The organism is Luteimonas wenzhouensis (assembly GCF_007859305.1).
GTDB lineage: Bacteria > Pseudomonadota > Gammaproteobacteria > Xanthomonadales > Xanthomonadaceae > Luteimonas > Luteimonas wenzhouensis.
The window spans coordinates 18,012-34,788 of sequence record NZ_VOHE01000009.1 but is presented as its reverse complement, the minus strand read 5'-3'; the positions used below and the strand labels follow the sequence as shown (position 1 = coordinate 34,788).

The window sequence follows — 16,777 nt, the reverse complement described above, 5'->3', positions numbered from 1 at the left end:
AGGAACGCTGAGGTTTTGCGATAGATTCCGTGCGCGGCGCATGCTGGCGCCCTCACGACCATGGATCGGGGGCCCTCGACGGGTGAGCGAACCCACCGCCATCGGCAGGATCCAGACCGGGGGCGGCAGCACGCCGCCCGCGCCGCAGGCGTTCAGCGTCGGCGAAGCGCTGGTGCAGCCGTCGCTCAACCGCGTCTCGATCGGTGGCCAGGCCACCCAGGTCGAGCCGAAGCTGATGCAGGTGCTGCTGCTGATGGCCGAGCGGCCCGGCGCGGTGGTTCCACGGGAGACCTTCTTCCGGACCGTGTGGGCGGGGACCGTGGGCGACGACTACCTGCTCAACCGGGCGATCTCCGAACTGCGTCGGATCTTCGGCGACGATCCCCAGCGGCCCCGCTACATCGAGACCATCCGCAAGGGCGGCTACCGGCTGGTGGCGCCGGTCGCGCCGGCACGGGTCGCGGCGCTGGCCTCCATGCCGGGCCCGGCTCCGGTCGACGCCGGGGCGGTATCGGACTCCCGGCCCGGGTCGGCGGCGGCGCCGTCTCCCGAGGCCCCCGCCGCCACGGACGCCGCCGCGGCGGAGGGCGGGCGTTTCCGTCGCCCTGGCCTGGTGCTGGCGGCCGCCGCGCTCGTGCTCGCGTTCGCCGTGGCCTGGCAGTTCCGCTCCGCCGCCCCGCCTGCGGCGGTCGAGGCCTACGTGGTGCAGCCGCTGACCAGCTTCGTCGGCCGCGAACTGGAACCGGCGCTGTCGCCCGACGGCAGCCGGGTCGCCTTCATCTGGGACCGGGACGGCCACTTCGAGGTGTACGCCAAGGCCATCGGCAGCGAGCAGGCGCTGCGGCTCAGCCACGGCAGCGCAGACGCCCGCCATCCGCTGTGGCTGCCCGGCGGCGGCGCCCTGCTCTACGCGCGCGCCGGCGGCGACGGCATCTCGATCATGCGCGTCTCCGCCCTCGGCGGCCCGGCCACCCGCGTGTTCCACGATCCGGACAGGCGCGAGCTGCGCGGCATGGGCCTCTCGCCCGACGGCCGGCACCTGGTCTACGCCGCGCGCGAGCACGCCGCCGCGCCCTACCGCCTGCACCTGGCCGACCTGGACGAGGGCACGCGCCGCGCGCTCACCGATCCGGGCGACGGGGTGCTGGGCGACCTGGATCCGCGCTTCGCGCCGGACGGACGTTCGATCGCGTTCGCGCGCGCGGTCGACGAAGTCACCCGCGACCTGCACCTGGTGGCGCCGGAAGGCGGCGAGCCGCGCCGGCTGACCTTCGACAACCGCAAGATCAACGGACTGGCCTGGTCGTCCGACGGCGGGCGGATCCTGTTCACCTCCACCCGCTCCGGGCTGTACGGGCTGTGGTCGCTGGCGCCCGCCCGTGGCGAGCTGGTCCAGGTCGCGCTCGGCAGCGAAGACGTGCACCAGCCCGCGACCGCGCCGGGCGTGGACACGATCGCGTTCGAGCAGTGGATGCACCGCTCGCGCCTGCGCCAGATCGACCTGGCCGCGCGCACCGATGCCGACACCGGCCACCAGTTCCGGTCCACGCGCTGGGATTCGAACCCGGCGTGGTCGCCGGACGGCCGTCGCATCGCCTTCACCTCCAACCGCGGCGGCCCGCATGCGATCTGGACCAGTGCCAGCGACGGCAGCCATGCCGTCGAGCTCGCCTCGTTCGGCGGCAGCTACGTCGACAATCCCGCGTGGTCGCCGGACGGCCGCCTGATCGCCTTCGACGCCAGTCCCGACGGACGGACCGCGATCTACGTGGTGGCGGCCGAAGGCGGCCAGCCCCGGCTGCTGGTGGACGGCCCCGGCGACAACCGGCGGCCGGCATGGTCGCGCGATGGCGCCTGGCTCTACTTCGAATCCAACCGCGACGGCGCCTGGCGCATCCACGCGCAGCCGGCGGCCGGCGGCAACGCGGTGGCGGTCACGCCGGGGCCCGGCGTGCGGGCGCGCGAATCCAGCGACGGACGGTTCGTGCTCTACGCCCGCCCAGGCGCGCCGGGGCTGTGGCAGGTCCCGCGCCTGGACTGGGGCATGGCGGGTCCCGCGAAGGACGAGCGCCTGCTGCTTGCCGGCCTGGATCCGGCGGACGGCAGCAACTGGGCGCCGGCCGACGCCGGCATCTACTTCGTGCGCCGCCGCGCCGGCGGCGCCCCGGTCCTGGCGCTGCATCCCTCGGGCGGCGGCCCCGCGAGCGACCTGCTCGAACTGCCCGAATCCTTCCAGGGCTGGGGCTTCGACCTCTCGCCCGACCAGACGCGGCTGCTGTTCTCGGAGGTGACGTTCCGCGAAAGCGACCTGCGCCTGGCGCTGCCACGGCCAGCGCAGCCGGCCACGCTCGCGCAACGCTGAACCGGTCCGCGTCGTGCCCGGCGCCGGTGTGGCCCGCCTAGCCGGCGGTGCCCGTCGCCGCCGGCCCCGTTGCGTCGACCGGCTCCAGGTCGCCCAGCGGCGGAATCACCAGCGTGGTGTATTCCTCGTAATGCGCGTCGGGCAGGGCCTGCAACGCCAGGCGCTCGATGCGCGGCTCCTGGATCGGCAGCCGTGCGGCTTCGTACAGGATCACTTCGTGGTCGGCCGGGTACCAGCGCAGCAGCCGGTCCACCAGCGCCTGCAGGCCTTCGCGCTCGGGGTGGAAGCGGCTGCAGCTCAGGTCGCCGGACAGCGCCACCTGCCACAGCAGCACCAGTCCGGCGGTGTCCGGGACGCGGTCGTAATGCAGGAAGTGGGTGGCCTCCATCGACTGCACGCCACGGCGACCCGGGTCGATGCCCAGGTCCGCGTACAGGCAGGCCTCGGCCGAGATCCCCGGCTCCATCCTGGCCCGGATGCCCTCCGCACGCGCCTTGCGGATCACCGCGTGCGGCACGTCGGCGAACACGCCAGGATGGCCGTAGAACACCGCGCACACCCGCTTGCCGGCGCGCACCTGGGCCATGATCGCGTCGTCGATCTCGCGGTAGGTGATGCGCCGGTCCTTGCCCTCGGCGTAGTAGGCGCCGAGGTTGATCGCATCCGGGCGCAGGCCCTGCACCATGGCCAGCGAGAACGGGTCGGTCAGGCAGAACACCACCTGCGCCTCGCGGATCTCCGACAGGCAGCGCTCGCTGATGTGGCGGCCGAACTCGATCCCGCTGCCCACCACCACCAGGCCGCCGCCGCCGGCCTGCGGCGCGGTGTCGCCGGCGCAGACGGTGCGGTCGCGCCCGGCGTACTTGGCGCGGTACAGGGCCTGGTCGGCCTCGTGCACCAGGTGCTCAAGCGTGCCGTTGCTGTCGCGGTCCTGGCAGATGCCGGCGCTGATGCTGAAGTGCACGGTCTGTCCGAACACGCTCACCGCCTCCATCCGCGCGCGCAGCCGGTCCAGCAGGGCGCCCGCGTCCTCCTCGGTGCCCTCGAGCAGGATCGTGAACTCGTCGCCGCCACTGCGCCCGGCGATGCCCCGGCCCTCGACCACCTCGGCGATCCAGCCGCCCAGGGCGCGCAACGCCTCATCGCCGGCGGCGTGGCCGTAGCGGTCGTTGACTTCCTTGAACCAGTCGATATCGAGCACGATCGCGGTGAACGGCCGCCCGTTGCCGTGGGCGCGCGCGAACGCCTCCTGGCCGAGGCGGCGCACCTGCTGATAGTTGAGCAGCCCGGTGAGGCTGTCGCGCTCGGATTGCCAGCGGTAGCGGCGCCGCTCCAGGAACGCACGGTGCAACAGCACGACCAGCAACAGCGCCGTCGCCAGCAGCGCCACCACGCCCGCCGCCAACAGCCACTGCCGCCGCCGGGTGGCGGTGACCTGGAGCGCGGCCAGCTCCTTTTCCGCTTCCAGCAGCGCGATCTGCCGCTCCTTGAGGCGGGTGTCGAACTCGACCTGCAGGTAGGCCAGCTGGCGCTCGCGCGCGGCGCGCTCGGCCGCCTCCGACGCGGCCGCCGCGCCCTTTAGGTGGCGCAGGGCCTGCACCGGGTCGCCGCGGTGCTCGGCCAGGTCGGCGAGCAGGCGTTCGGCTTCGGCCACCGCGATCTGGGAGTCGCGCTCGCGGTAATAGCGCAGCGCGTCGACCAGCAGGTCGTGGGCGTGGTCGAGTTCGCGGTCGGTGGCGATCAGGCATTCGGCGACCACCAGCCGCGCGCTCCAGGCGCCGGCTTCGAAGCCCGATTCCTCGAAATCGGCCTGCGCCTGGCGCACCCACGCCAGCCCTTCCTCCGGGCGGCCCTGGGCGGCGAGCATCTTGCCCACGCCGTAGCGCGCGTTGGCCGAAAAGATCCGGTCACCCGCTTCGTCGCACACCTCCATCTGCCGCCGCCGCAGGCGCCCGGATTCGGCGTGCTTGCCGACCAGTTCCTCGGCCAGGGCAAGGTCGGACAGCGCGTGGCAGATGGCGCGCTGGTCGCCGCTCTCCTCCACCATGGTCAGGCCGCGCAGCGCCAGTTCGCGTGCCTTGTCGGTCTCGCCCACCAGTGAATGCAGGTAGCTGGCCATGCCGAGCACGCGGGGCGCGTCGTCGGGCACCTCGGGCACGTAGGACAGCGCCTCGCCCAGCCAGGTGAACGCCATGGTCCAGTCTTCGAGGTTGGCCGCGATGCTGGCCGCGGTCGAGAACGCCTTCACCTTCAGCTTGGCCGGCATCTCCTCGCGCAGCAGCCGGTCGAAGCCCTCGACCGCCTCCTCGAGGCGGCCGGCGATGCCGAGGTTGCGCAGGCGCACGTACTCCAGCCGCTGGCGCTGTTCCCGGCTCAGCTCGTCCTGGCGATCGGCGAGCGCCTGGATCCGCTCGTCCGACTCGCGCCAATGCGCGGCGTAGCCGAGGCGTTCGATCTCGCGCAGCTCCGGCTCGAGCGTCTCGTTCGCCGCTGCCGGGCCGGCGAGCAGTGCCAGCCACAGCAATCCAACTGACCAGCGTCGGCCCATCCCGTGGCCCAAGGTAACCTCGCGCGGCTAGTCTTCGTACGTGCGGATCAGGTGGTTGGTGGCGAACTTGCCGTCGGCCAGGCCGGTCAGCCGCTTGATCGCCTCGTAATCCTTCTCCAGCATCGCCTTGCGCTCTTCCGCGCTCAGTCCGGCGCGTTGCAGGACCGCCTCCGGATTCTTCTCGTACTCGGCGGCGAGCGCTGCGTCGCTGCCGAGCTTGCGCATGAGTTCAAGCAGTCTGGACATCGTCTCCCCCGAACAGTCCGCGGTTCGTCCCGGGCGCGGCCGATGGCGCGCCCCGCACCCGGGGGCACCTGGCCCCGCTCCCGGCCGGCCATGCTTCCGGGTGCGCAATGGACGGACATTAGCATATGGCGCGGTCGCGCAGTCCGCCCCCAACCAGGCGCCCGCGCCAGGCCACGCGCCCGCCGGCCCCCGGTGGGCCAGGCCCGGGCAGCGGAACGCGGCGGCCATTCCAATGCGCGCAGGCGCCATGCAGGAACCGGTATCCCCTTGACGCCCTCGCGCGGCCGCCGCGCGAGGCCACGAACACGCGCGAACCCCGCGCATCTGCGCGCATCCGCGCGCTTTCCGGCGCCGCGGGCGCAGCCCGGCGGGCGCGCGAGGCGGCCCGCCCCGGTGCCGTCCGCGCGGCCGCCGGCGGTCGACTCCCGGCGGGATGTTGGACAGACTGCGGCCAGGCCGCCGGCGCCCGGGGAGGCGCGCGGCGGGTACCGACCCGATACGGAGGATCCATCGCACCATGAGCATGCCCACCCTGCTGCGCTCCGCAGCCTGCGTCCTGCTGCTGTCCGCCGGCGCGTCCGCCGCCATGGCCGCGGATGTCACCGGCACCCTGCACGCCGACCGTCCCGGCCCGGTGATCGCACCCGAGCTCTACGGCCAGTTCATGGAGCAGCTGGGCACCGGGATCGACGGCGGGATCTGGGTCGGTCCGGACTCGGACATCCCCAACACCCGCGGCTACCGCAACGACGTGCTCGAGGCGCTCAAGGAGCTGAAGGTGCCGGTGCTGCGCTGGCCGGGCGGGTGCTACGCCGACATCTATGACTGGCGCACCGGCATCGGCCCGCGCGAGTCGCGCCCGGTCACGCTCAACCGCTGGTGGGGCAACAAGGAGGAGCACAACGCCTTCGGCACCCACGAGTTCTTCGAGTTCGCCGAGCTGGTCGGCGCCAAGACCTTCCTCAACGTCAACGTCGGCACCGGTACGCCGCGCGAGGCGATGCAGTGGGTCGAGTACATCACCTCGCCGACCAATTCGACGCTCGCCCAGGAGCGCCGGCGCAACGGACGCGACGAGCCGTGGAAGATCGACTTCCTCGGCATCGGCAACGAACCCAACGGCTGCGGCGGGCGGATGCGCGCGGAGTGGTTCGCCGACCAGTTCCGCCAGTACGTGGGCTTCATCGTGCCGCACGGCGGGGCGACGATCATCGCCTCGGGCCCGGACGCGACCGACCCGGAGTGGACCCGCACCACGATGGAGCTCGCGATCGAGCACATGGATGCGTTCTCGATGCACTACTACACCCTGCCCACCGGCGACTGGGAGAACAAGGGACCGGCCACCGGCTTCGACGAGTCTCAGTGGCTGGCGACCTTCGAGCGCACCTACATGATCGAGCCGATGATCCAGGAGCAGGTGGCGATCATGGACGAGTTCGACCCGGAGGGGGAGAAGGCGCTCATCATCGGCGAATGGGGCACCTGGTACGACCCGACTCCCGGTTCGCCGGGCGGCTGGCTGCAGCAGCAGAACAGCATCCGCGACGCGCTGGTGGCGGCGGTCAACTTCGGCATCTTCCATCGCAACGCGCGCCGGCTGCGGGCGGCCGGGATCGCGCAGATGGTCAACGTGCTCCAGGCCATGTTGCTCACCGACGGGCCGAAGATGGTGCGCACGCCCACCTTCCACGCGTTCCGCATGTACCGCCCCTTCCAGGGCGCGACTTCGCTGCCGCTGGAGCTCGAGTCGCCCGCGTACGGCGGCCTGCGCGCAGTCGACGGGACCGCGGCCCGCGGCACCGACGGCAAGCTTTACGTGGGCCTGGTGAACCTCGATCCGCGCGAGGGCAAGGAGGTCACGATCTCGCTGCGTGGGGTGGAGGCTTCCGGGGTCGTCGGCGAGGTTCTCACCGCCGACGCGATCGACGCGCACAACACCTTCGACGCCCCCGACACCGTGCGGCCGCGGCCGTTCGAGGGCGCGCGGCTGGTGGACGGCACGCTGAGCGCGACCCTGCCGGCGAAGTCGGTGGTGGTTCTGGCGCTGGAGTAAGTGGCGGCGGGGCGGGTCGTCGCGACGGCCTGCCCCTGTCCTGCGCCGTGCAGGGCGCGGCGCCGCGCCAACGCAACGGCGAGGAAAGGTCGCGCTGCGGGGACGTTGGCGTGGGCCCCGCCCCTACCCGGCCGCGAACGCCGGCGAGAGCATGCGAAAGCTGCCCGCGTCCGCGTCGAGTTCGACCTCGGCGCCGACCGGCACGATGAACTGGTCGCGGATGTGGCCGATCATCGCGCCGCGGTACGCCGGGATCCCCAGCGGCCGGACGTGGTCGTCCAGGATCTGCGCCAGGGTGAGCGAGCCGTAGCCCGGGCCCGGCTCGCAATCGGTGCACTCGCCGAACACGAAGCCGGCGATGCGGTCGAGGATCCCGGCGAGCTTGAGCGTGGTGAGCATCCGGTCGATCCGGTACGGCGCTTCCGAGACGTCCTCGAGGAAGAGGATCGCGCCGTCGAAGTCCGGCAGGTAGGGCGAGCCGGCCAGCGCACTGAGCACGGTGAGGTTGCCGCCGAGCAGGCGGCCGCGCGCCTTGCCGCCGCGCAGGGTCATGGTGCGGTTGCGGCGCGGCACCAGCTCGTCGTCGTCGGGATCGCGGCGGTTGGCGTAGTGCATCAGCTCGCGGTCGAAGAACACGCGCCGGAACTGGTCGGCGTTGAACCGGCTCCAGCTGCCGGTGCCGATCGGACCGTGGAAGGTGACCAGGCCAGTGCGGGCCTGGATCGCGCAATGCAGCGCGGTGATGTCGGAGTAGCCGAGCAGCGGCTTGGGGTTGGCGCGGATCGCGTCATAGTCGAGCAGCGGCAGCAGGCGCGCGGCACCGGAGCCGCCCCGGGTGCAGACGATGGCCGCCACCGCCGGATCGGCGAACGCGGCGTTGAGGTCGCCGGCGCGCGCCGCGTCGTCGCCCGCCAGGTGGCCGCGGCGGTCGGCGTAGTGCGCGCCGGTGACCACGCGCAGGCCCAGTGCCTCCATCACCTCGCGGGCCAACTGCAGGTCCAGCGGTTCGGCGACGGCCGCCGACGGACTCACCAGGGCGACCGTGTCGCCCGGCGACAGCGGCCGCGGCAGGAGGCGCGCGGTGCCTGGCGCGGCCGTGGTAGCGGCCAGGCCCGCCGCCGGCGCCCCGGCCAACAGCGCGGTGGCCTTGAGGAAGTCCCGTCTGTGCATGTGCAGCCCCTTGCGGCGTCGGTGCGAGCGTAGCAACCGCCGTCGCCGCCAACAATCCGCGCAGTACCGCAATCGGGGCCGCACCGCGACGTCCGACCCGGCAGGCGGCCGGACGCCTCATTCGCGATGCGCGATCAGGTCGCGACGACTACTTCTTCGCCGTGGCCCCGGGGGTATCGGCGCGCTCCAGGAACTGACGGGTGACGTCCGGCAGGTGGTCCTGCAGCCAGCGCGCCATCGCTTCCTCCTCGACCAGGATCCGCTCGCAGGCCGCCCGCGTCTCCTGGTCGCCGAGCGCCTCCGCGGCCGCGATCAGGGTGCGGTAGGACGCGATCTCCATGTGCTCGAAGACGTAACCGGCCATCGATCCCTTGACGATCTCGTCGGAGGCCACCATGCCGCCGATCGCCTGTCCCATGGCCGCGACCTTGCCCATGGCGTCCTTGAGCCTGGACGGCGAACTTCCCAGCCGCGTGATGCAGCCCTCCAGCAGCGCCTGCTGGCCGAGCGTCTCCTCGATGTGCTGCTCGATCCGCGCCTTCAGTTCGGGATAGTGCTCGATGCGCGCCGCCTGCGCCTTGAGCATCTGTTCGGCCTGCTGTTCCATGGCATGCGCATCGCGCAGCCAGTCCAGCAGGTGTTCGCGTGCATCCGTCATCGCCGTGCTCCTTCGTGGAGGAACCGGCACTTTCGGCAAGCGCCCGTAAATGCGGCGCGACAACGACGTGCACGCGTCGTACGAAAGGAGTTCAGCGGCCCCGCTTGCGAACCCGGGGCGTGACGGCCACGTTCAGCCGCTCGCTCATCAATTGCAGCTCGCCGTCCTGGATCATCGCGGTCAGGCGCATGCTGCGTTCGAGCAGCGCGGTGAGCGCTTCGACGTCGGCCGGTGCGACATCGAGCACGGTGAGGTTGGGCAGTCGCGAGAACGCGCCGGCGTGCCGGTCCCACCACGCCTCGGCCGCCTGCCCGCCGTAGTTGACCACCACCACCTCGCCGGCGCGGGCGCAGGCGCGGCGGACGCGGGTGTCGTCGGGCTGGCCCAGGTCGATCCAGCGTTCGATCTGGCCGGTGTAGTCGCGCTGCCACAGGTCGGCGTCGTCGGCCGTGCTCAGGCCGCGCCCGAACTCCAGGCGTTCGTCGGCGTACAGCGCGAACGCGGCCAGGCGCAGCATCAACCGCCCCGGCGTCTCGGACGGATGCTGCGCGAGCGAGAACACGTGTCCGGCGTAGTAGTGCCGGTCCATGTCGGTGACCTGGAGCTCGACCCGGTAGATGGTCGCGTTGGGTGCCATGGGCAGGCCGGTGCGGGAAAGTCCGCGATTGTACGGGCATCCATCAGGCGCGTCGGCCCCGTCCGCGACGCGGCCTCGACGCACCTGAACCGATGCCCCCGGCGCCCGGCATGGTCTCACGGCCCGATCATTGCGGCGCTGCCAGCATCCGTCGGCATGATGGCGCCCGAAGGTACTTCTCCCCCTCCTCCCACCCTCCATTCCGGAGACTGGTTCGAGACCCGGCCGTGCCTGGCCGCGTCCGCGCGCGAGCGCGACTGGGACATCATGTTGCGCGATGGGCCGGTCATCGCGACCGCGATCCACGACGGCCACGCGATCCGCCCTTCCCTGCAGCCGCTGGTCGCGCTTGCCGACGACGCGCGCCTGCGCGAGGAGGATCCGTTCACCGGCGTGCTCACCGACGTGGGCGACGTCCGCATCACGGTGCCGGTCTCGCGCTTCGAGGTCGACCTCAACCGCCCGCGCGACAAGGCCGTGTACCGCCGGCCCGACGATTGCTGGGGCCTGGAGGCCTGGCGCGAGGCGCTGCCCGGGACGGAAGTGGCGCACTCGCTCGCACGCTGGGACCGCTTCTACGCCATGGTCGAGGAGCTCATCGAGCGACTCCTGGAGCGCTGGGAGACGGTGCTGCTGATCGACCTGCACAGCTACAACCACCGCCGCGACGGCGCCGACGCCGCCCCTGCGCCGCAGGAGGGGAATCCCGACATCGAGCTCGGCCTGAGCACGGTTGCCCCCGGCGCCTGGCGCGAGGTCGCCGACCGCTTCGCCGCCGCGCTGCGCCGCACGCCGGTGCTCGGCCGCGCCCCCGACGTGCGCGCCAACGTGCGCTGGCCGACCGGCGGCCATTTCCCGGAGTGGGTGTACGACCGCTGGGGCGAGCGCGTGTGCACCATCTCGCCCGAGTACAAGAAGATCTTCATGGACGAGTGGACCGGCCAGGTGGACATCGCCGCCCTGCGCGACCTGCAGCGGGGCCTGCACGCGGCGGTCGCGCAGATCCGCCCGGAGTTCCGGAGGCGGCCGTGAACGCCGCTGCGCCCCCGCGACATCGCGAAGGCCGCGAACTGCCGCCCGTGGCGGCGCAGGTCGACGCCACGCTGCTGGGCATCGACGCCGGGCTCGACTGGCTGCTCGCGCTCAACCCGCTCGGCACCGACGCGCTGTGGCGGGAGTTCGAAGGCAGCGGGCACGCGCGCGTGTCGCCGCTGCGCTACGCCGAGCCCGTGCTGGACCTGGACGCAATGCGCCGCCGGCTGCTGGCGCTGCCGATGGACCGTATCGAATCGCCGCTGCTGGCCGGCCTGCTCGGCGAGAAGCAGCGCGACCTCGTCCATGTCCTGGACCTGGTGCGGCTGCGCGGAACCGCGGCCTTCATCGACGCCAGCGTCGCCTTGTTCGGGACCGTGGAGCCGGAACTGCTGGCGCTGGCGCGACGCCTGCTCGAGCAGGTCGTGCCGGGCGAGCCGCTCGAGGCCGATCTCGGCGTGGACGCGGTCGTCGCCGCGGTCGAGGACGAGGTGGCGTGGTACCGCGGGCAGGTCCCGGACTTCTCGCTCGACGTGGTGGTCGACGCCGACATCGGCTCGCTGATGATGGTCTCGAACGGACGGCTGTACCTCGACGCCGGGCTGCGGCTGCCCTCGGCACGCCTGCAGCCGCTGCTGCAGCACGAGGTCGGCACCCACGTCGTGACCCACTACAACGGTTCGCGCCAGCCGCTGCGGCAGCTGGGGGCCGGCCTGGCCGGGTACGACCCGCTGCAGGAGGGGCTCGGGGTGCTGGCCGAGTTCCTGGCCGGCTACCTCCCGGGCGAACGGCTGCGGATCCTCGCCGCCCGCGTCATCGCCGCCGACATGGCGGTCCGTCGCCAGGGCATCCCGGCGATCTTCGCCTGCCTGCACGAGCAGCACGGCTTCGCCACCGACGAGGCCTTCGACGTGGCCGTGCGCGCCCTGCGCGGCGGCGGCCTGACCAAGGACGCGGTGTACCTGCGCGGCCTGTGCGAGCTGCTCGAGGACCTCGGCCAAGGCGGTGCGTTCGAGCCCCTGTTCGCCGGCAAGTTCGCGCTGCGCCACCGCCGCGCCCTCGACCGCCTGGTCGAGGAAGGCTGGGCGGTGCCGCCACGGCTGTTGCCGCGCTACGCCACCGCACCGGGCTTCCGCGACGCGCTCGCCCAGTGCCGCCGCCTCGACGTGTCCGAACTCCACCACGCCCATCCCACCCCGCTGCCCCTGGACCTGAGCCCATGATCGACCGCCCCCTGCGCCTCGGCTTCGTCGTCAACGACGTGGCGACCGAGAAGGACAACTACACCACCATCCGCCTCGCCCGCACCGCCATCAACCGCGGCCATTCGGTGGCGCTGATCGGGCTGGAGGACTTCATCTACGACCCCTCGGGCGTGGTCCATGCCAGGGCCCACCTGCCGCGCCGCGACGCCTACGACGAGGACGCGGCCCTGCTCGGCGACCTGCATGGCGACGATGCGCGCGTGGAGCGCATCAACGTCGAGGAGCTGGACGTGCTGATGCTGCGCAGCGACCCGGCCGACGAGGCGGTCGACCGGCCCTGGGCGCCGAACAGCGCCCTGCTGTTCGCCCAGCTGGTGGTCGCGCGCGGGGTGATCGTGCTCAACGACCCGATCCACCTCACCGATGCGTCGAACAAGACCTACTTCCAGCATTTCCCGGAGGAAGTGCGGCCGGTGACCTGCATCAGCCGCGATGCCGAACAGATCAAGGCCTTCATCGCCGACCAGGGCGGCCGCGGCGTGATCAAGCCGCTGCAGGGCTCCGGCGGCCAGGGCGTGTTCGTGGTCAACGGCGACGGCGGGGCCAACGTCAACCAGATGATCGACGCGGTGATCCGCGACGGCTACGCGATCGCCCAGGAGTACCTGCCCAAGGCGGTCGACGGCGACCTGCGCCTGCTCACCCTCAACGGGCGTCCGCTGCAGGTGGACGGGCGTTACGCCTGCTTCCGCCGCTACAACGACTCCGGCGACGCGCGCAGCAACATCAGCGCCGGCGGCAAGGTGGAGCTGGCCGAACCGGACGCCGACGCCCTGCGCCTGGCCGAACTGGTCGCGCCCAAGCTGGTCCGCGACGGCATGTACCTGGCCGGGCTGGACATCGTCGGCGACAAGCTGATGGAAGTGAACGTCGACACGCCCGGCGGCATCAACATGGCCGAGGAGCTGACCGGGGTCGATTTCTCCGGCCACATCATCAACGACCTCGCGCGCAAGGTGCGGCTGCGCAACGAGTACCGCGGCAACCTCACGAACGTGGAACTGGCGATGCTCTGAGTGCCGACGCGGCCGGCCGGCGCAACCCTGGCGCCGGCCCGGGCCTCGCCGCGCGACTGCCGGGGTTCGCCGGTGTGGATCAGCCCTGCGTGACCCACGCCAATGCTTCGTCCCTTTGCTCCGGGCGGTAGACGCGGTAGCTGACGAACGGCAGCAGCGCGCTCTCGAGCCGCGTGCCGGCGCGCACCCATGCCTGGTCGGCCACCACCGCGATGCGCCCGAATCGCCGCAACTCCTTCAGCAGCGGGATCGCCCGTGCCAGGTGGCCCCCGAACCCGGCCAGTTCCAGGGTGCCCAGCGAGCGGGTTTCGATGAACATGTGCATGGCCGGATGCCGGGACAGGACCTGCTCGATCCGGTCCATCAGCGCCTGCAGGTCGGCGGAGGTGATCTGCCCTTCGACGGTCACGGCGATGACGTCGTCGGCGGAGGGATGGAACTGGTGCATGGCGGCTCCCTGGTCTGGTCCGGACGGCCAGTCTGCCCGTTCCGCCGTGGCCCGCGCGTCGATGCCGCCCCGCGACGGGAGCTTGCGTCCGCCCTGCCGCGAATGGCGCCGTCACGGCATTCAGGCGACACTTCGCACTTTCGAGGCGGGGGTCGACGATGGCCGAGGGCAAGGCGCGCCGCAGGTGGTGGGCGGCGGCGGCTGCGGTGGGACTGGTGGCGGTCGCGGCGTGGGCCGTGGCCTGGCTGCGGGGACCGCAATTGCCCGGCTACGAGGTCGTACGCGGACCGCTGGTGCACAACGTGGTCGCCACCGGTCGCGTCGCGACGCCGTCGCGGGTGCTGGTCGGCGCGGAGATCTCCGGCCTGGTGCTCGAGCGCCGGGTGATGGACGGCGACCGGGTCGAGCCGGGCGACCTGCTGGTGGTGCTGCGCGCGCGCGACCTGGAGGCGCGCCGCGACGAGGCCCGCGCCGCGCTCGAGGCCCTGCGCAGCAACGAGCGCCCGGATGCCCGTGCCCGTCTGCGCCAGGCGCAGGCCGAACTCGACCAGGCCGAACGCGAACTGGCCCGCCGGCGCGAACTTGGCGAGCGCCAGCTGGTCTCGCGCGAGAGCGTGGAAGTCGCGGCGCAGGCCGTCGTCGCCGCGCGCGCGGCGGCCGAGCAGGCACGCCTGGCGCTGCAGGCGCTCGACGGCGGGGCCCGCGAACTTCAGGCCATCCAGCAACTGGAGCAGGCCGAGGCCGACCTGGCGCGGGCGCAGATCCGCGCCACCGTGCCCGGCACCGTGCTGGTACGCAACGTCGAGCCGGGCGACACGGTCACGCCTGGCCAGGTGCTACTGGAGATCGCCCGCGACGCCCCCGGCGAGGTGCTGCTGTCGGTGGACGAGAAGAACCTCGAGCGGCTCGAGGTCGGCCAGCCCGCCACCTGCATCGCCGACGCGTTCCCGATGCGGCCGTTCACGGCCACCGTGTTCCACCTCGCCCCGGCCGTCGACCCGGCGCGCGGCACCGTCGACGTGCGCCTGCGGATCGACCCGCAAGCCGACTTCGTGCGCCAGGACATGACCGTCACCGCCACGGTCGAGACCGGCCGGCGCGACGACGGGCTGGCGGTGCCCAACGACGCCCTGCTCGATGCCGACCCGGGCAGCGACCGGGCCGCCGTGCTGCGGATCCGTGGCGGACGCGTGGAACGGGTGCCGGTGCGGCTGGGCCTGCGCGGGCTGGCGATGAGCGAGGTGCTCGACGGCCTCGAACCCGGCGACCAGGTCGTCGCAGCGGCCGCCCTGGGCGCCGGCGCGCTGCCCGGGGAAGGCGACCGCGCCCGCGTCCGCGTCCAGCCGCTGCCCGAGGCAGGCCACCACGACCGCGCCGCGACCCATGGCGAGCTGCCGATGTCGCTGGACTGAGCGATGTGGATCGAGGCCAGCATCGCCCTGCGCTTCCTGCGCCAGGGCCGGACCCAGAGCCTGCTGATCCTGGTCGGCATCTCGGTGGGCGTGGCCGTGATCGTGTTCGTGACCGCGCTGATCTCGGGCCTGCAGGCCAACGTCATCGACCGCACGCTCGGCACCCAGGCCCACATCCGCGTGGAGGCGCCGCGCGAGGTCAACCGCCTCGCCCGCGCCGGCGACGGCGTGCTGCAGCTGGTGCTGGAGGATCCGCGGCCGCAGTCGCTGCGCCCGATCGACAACTGGCTCCAGGTGCGCGACGTCCTCGACCACCTGCCCGGCATCACCGCGGTCTCGCCGCTGGTCTCGGGCCCGGCCTTCGGCCGCCGTGGCGACGCGGTGGAATCGGTGGCGCTGGTCGGCATCGATCCGCCGCGCTACCTGCGCGTGATCCCGCTGGACGCGCACATGGTGGAAGGCCAGCTGCGGGTCGGCTCGGGCAACGTGCTGGTCGGGCGGATCCTTGCCGACGACCTGGGCCTGCGCCTGGGCGGCAAGCTGCGGCTGGAAGCGGGCGACGGCCGCGACGCGATCGTGACCATCGCCGGCATCTTCGAACTGGGCGTGCGCGACCTCGATTCGCGATACGTCTACACCGACCTCAAGCAGGCGCAGTCGCTGCTGGCGCTGCCCGGCGGCGTGACCGTGATCGACCTGACCGTCGAGAAGCTCTTCGAGGCCGACCAGCTGGCCGCGCGCGTGCGCGGGCTCACCGGCCTGCAGGCCGAAAGCTGGATGGAGAGCAACGCCCAGCTGATGAACGCGCTCAGTTCGCAGAGCCTGTCCACGCGCATGATCAGCTTCTTCGTCGCGATGTCGGTGGCGCTGGGCATCGCCAGTGTGCTGGCGGTGAGCGTGGCCCAGCGCACGCGCGAGATCGGCATCCTGCGTGCGATGGGCACCCGCCGCCGCCAGCTGCTGCGGGTGTTCCTGGTCCAGGGCGCGGTGCTCGGCCTGATCGGTTCGGCGATCGGCGCACTGGCCGGCCTCGGCCTGGTCTGGGTGTTCAACCGCTTCGGGCCGGGCCTGTTCGTGATCCCGCTGCCACCGGCGCTGATCCCGGCGGCGATGGCGATCGCGACCATCGCCGGCATGGGCGCGGCGCTGGCGCCGGCCTGGCGCGCCTCGCGCCTGGACCCGGTGGAGGCGATCCGTGGCTGACCGGCGCGAGGTGCTGCGGCTCGAAGGCCTGCGCAAGTCCTACAACGTCGGCCAGCCGACCGAGGTCGAGGTGCTGCACGGCATCGACCTGCGCCTGGACAGCGCCGACTTCGCCGCCCTCGTCGGCCCGTCGGGCTCGGGCAAGAGCACGCTGCTCAACCTGATCGGACTGCTCGACACGCCCACCGCCGGCGAGCTGTACCTGCAGGGCGAGGCGACCGCACACATGGACGACGAGGCGCGCACCGCGCTGCGCGGGCGCCACATCGGGTTCGTGTTCCAGTTCCACCACCTGATCGGCGCGTTCACCGCGCTGGAGAACGTGCTGATGCCGTGGATGGTGGCGAACGGACGCCCGACCCCGGAAATCCTCGAACGGGCGCGGGGCCTGCTGTCCGACGTGGGGCTGGCGAGGTTCGCCGACCGCCGTCCCGACCAGCTCTCCGGCGGCCAGCAGCAGCGGGTGGCGATCGCCCGCGCCCTGGTCACGCGCCCCGCCCTGCTGCTGGCCGACGAACCCACCGGCAACCTCGACACGAAGACCGCGGCCGAGGTGTTCGACCTGCTGCGCCGCTTCAATGCCGACTATGGCTGCGCGGTGCTGGTGGTCACGCACGACCCGCGGCTGTCGGAGACCTGCGACCGCACCATCACCCTGGTGGACGGCAACATCGTCTCCGACGAACGAAACCGCGCGACCGCCGCCGACGCATGACGCCGGGCC

14 protein-coding genes are annotated in these 16,777 nt (G+C 72.5%); 8 read left to right on the top strand and 6 right to left on the bottom strand.

Annotated elements, in window-relative coordinates:
* Positions 1 to 82: 82 nt before the first annotated feature.
* A complete protein-coding gene (locus FQY79_RS13765) occupies positions 83 to 2,362 on the top strand; it encodes an LpqB family beta-propeller domain-containing protein (protein ID WP_186760077.1) in 2,280 nt (759 codons plus the stop codon).
* A 37-nt stretch (positions 2,363 to 2,399) separates the two neighbouring features.
* Here FQY79_RS13765 and FQY79_RS13760 read toward each other — a convergent pair whose 3' ends face one another.
* Entirely contained in the window at positions 2,400 to 4,910 is a 2,511-nt protein-coding gene (locus FQY79_RS13760) for a diguanylate cyclase (RefSeq protein ID WP_146313466.1), read from the bottom strand.
* A gap of 27 nt (positions 4,911 to 4,937) precedes the next feature.
* Entirely contained in the window at positions 4,938 to 5,156 is a 219-nt protein-coding gene (locus tag FQY79_RS13755; protein ID WP_146313465.1) for a hypothetical protein, read from the bottom strand.
* A 517-nt stretch (positions 5,157 to 5,673) separates the two neighbouring features.
* Between FQY79_RS13755 and FQY79_RS13750 the strand changes: the two genes are divergently transcribed.
* Positions 5,674 to 7,212: an alpha-N-arabinofuranosidase gene (locus FQY79_RS13750; RefSeq protein ID WP_342779032.1), complete on the top strand. Its 1,539-nt coding sequence runs from the start codon at positions 5,674 to 5,676 to the stop codon at positions 7,210 to 7,212.
* Between the two features lie 123 nt (positions 7,213 to 7,335).
* Here the strand turns inward: FQY79_RS13750 and FQY79_RS13745 are convergent, their stop codons facing one another.
* From FQY79_RS13745 to FQY79_RS13735, 3 genes are all read right to left on the bottom strand, one after another.
* Positions 7,336 to 8,382 carry a S66 peptidase family protein gene (locus FQY79_RS13745; RefSeq protein ID WP_146313464.1) on the bottom strand — a complete coding sequence of 349 codons (1,047 nt, stop codon included), beginning with the start codon at positions 8,380 to 8,382 and terminating at the stop codon, positions 7,336 to 7,338.
* Positions 8,383 to 8,530: 148 nt separating this feature from the next.
* On the bottom strand, positions 8,531 to 9,040 hold the full coding sequence (locus tag FQY79_RS13740) for a ferritin-like domain-containing protein (RefSeq protein WP_027073075.1): 510 nt from the start codon (positions 9,038 to 9,040) through the stop codon (positions 8,531 to 8,533).
* A gap of 91 nt (positions 9,041 to 9,131) precedes the next feature.
* Complete coding sequence (locus FQY79_RS13735; protein ID WP_146313463.1) at positions 9,132 to 9,677, bottom strand: YaeQ family protein; 546 nt, start codon at positions 9,675 to 9,677, stop codon at positions 9,132 to 9,134.
* Positions 9,678 to 9,833: 156 nt separating this feature from the next.
* On the opposite strand from FQY79_RS13735, the gene FQY79_RS13730 reads away from it, so the two are divergent.
* The 3 genes from FQY79_RS13730 to FQY79_RS13720 are packed head-to-tail and all read left to right on the top strand — an operon-like array spanning position 9,834 to position 12,990.
* Positions 9,834 to 10,709, top strand: a complete 876-nt coding sequence (locus tag FQY79_RS13730; RefSeq protein WP_186760074.1) for an N-formylglutamate amidohydrolase — start codon at positions 9,834 to 9,836, stop codon at positions 10,707 to 10,709.
* Positions 10,706 to 11,932 carry a tyrosine/phenylalanine carboxypeptidase domain-containing protein gene (locus FQY79_RS13725; RefSeq protein WP_186760072.1) on the top strand — a complete coding sequence of 409 codons (1,227 nt, stop codon included), beginning with the start codon at positions 10,706 to 10,708 and terminating at the stop codon, positions 11,930 to 11,932. Before FQY79_RS13730 ends, FQY79_RS13725 begins: the two co-directional genes overlap by 4 nt.
* Positions 11,929 to 12,990: an ATP-grasp domain-containing protein gene (locus FQY79_RS13720; RefSeq protein WP_222434291.1), complete on the top strand. Its 1,062-nt coding sequence runs from the start codon at positions 11,929 to 11,931 to the stop codon at positions 12,988 to 12,990. Before FQY79_RS13725 ends, FQY79_RS13720 begins: the two co-directional genes overlap by 4 nt.
* Positions 12,991 to 13,069: 79 nt before the next feature.
* Here FQY79_RS13720 and FQY79_RS13715 read toward each other — a convergent pair whose 3' ends face one another.
* A complete protein-coding gene (locus tag FQY79_RS13715; protein WP_027073071.1) occupies positions 13,070 to 13,438 on the bottom strand; it encodes a SpoIIAA family protein in 369 nt (122 codons plus the stop codon).
* Positions 13,439 to 13,596: 158 nt separating this feature from the next.
* Between FQY79_RS13715 and FQY79_RS13710 the strand changes: the two genes are divergently transcribed.
* Genes FQY79_RS13710 through FQY79_RS13700 form a run of 3 tightly spaced genes read left to right on the top strand, consistent with a single transcriptional unit; the run spans position 13,597 to position 16,768 of the window.
* Positions 13,597 to 14,850, top strand: a complete 1,254-nt coding sequence (locus tag FQY79_RS13710) for an efflux RND transporter periplasmic adaptor subunit (protein ID WP_146313460.1) — start codon at positions 13,597 to 13,599, stop codon at positions 14,848 to 14,850.
* 3 nt (positions 14,851 to 14,853) lie between these two features.
* The gene (locus FQY79_RS13705; protein ID WP_146313459.1) at positions 14,854 to 16,053 is read left to right on the top strand and encodes an ABC transporter permease; all 1,200 of its coding nucleotides are present in this window, start codon (positions 14,854 to 14,856) and stop codon (positions 16,051 to 16,053) included.
* Positions 16,046 to 16,768 carry an ABC transporter ATP-binding protein gene (locus tag FQY79_RS13700; protein WP_146313458.1) on the top strand — a complete coding sequence of 241 codons (723 nt, stop codon included), beginning with the start codon at positions 16,046 to 16,048 and terminating at the stop codon, positions 16,766 to 16,768. Before FQY79_RS13705 ends, FQY79_RS13700 begins: the two co-directional genes overlap by 8 nt.
* The last annotated feature ends 9 nt before the right edge of the window (positions 16,769 to 16,777 follow it).